The organism is Ruegeria sp. CE9 (assembly GCF_056537425.1).
On the sequence record NZ_JBQFRO010000119.1, the window covers coordinates 1 to 683 of the forward strand.

Consider the following 683-nt stretch of genomic DNA (forward strand, 5'->3'; position numbering starts at 1 on the left):
GCGAACTCGTCCCCACCTGTCAGATCGAACGCAGTTCTGTTAACGCATGCTGGGACATGACAGGAGCAGGTCGTGACGATCTCATTTAAGGGCGCGCATTTTCCGCAAGACGTGATCTTGTACGCGGTTTTCTTCTGCCTTCGCTACGGTGTTTCATACCGGTATCTGGAGGAAATTATGGCGGAACGTGGCGCTGATCTGGATCATGCGACGCTGAACCGCTGGGTCAGTCGATATGCTGGCCTGATTGCTGAAGCAGCACGGTATAGAAAGCGTCCCGCCGACCGTTCGTGGCGAATGGATGAAGCATATGTGCGGGTCAAAGGTAAATGGGTATTTCTTTATCGAGCGATCGATAAACACCGCAACACCCTTGATTTCATGTTGTCAGAGCGCCGTAACAAAGCCGCTGCGACGAGATTTTTGCCCGCGCGCTTGAGGAAAACGGTTTACCGCGCAAGATCGTCATCGACAAAAGTGGTGCTAACACGGCCGGCATCAAGGCAGTCAATAAGATGCTCAAGAGCTTCGGTTTCCCGATCCAGATTGAGCTGGTCAGGCGGAAATACCTCAATAACATCATCGAATAGGATCACCGCTTCATCAAACGAAGAATCAGACCCATGCTGGTGTTCAAATCTTTCGCGTCAGCCGCATCTATCCTAGCAGGCATAGAACTGGTC

1 pseudogene is annotated in these 683 nt (G+C 51.7%); it reads left to right on the plus strand.

The annotated features are described in order from the left end of the window. Window positions 1-72: 72 nt before the first annotated feature. Window positions 73-683, plus strand: a pseudogene (locus ACR0B3_RS24430) (IS6 family transposase); the annotation flags it as partial.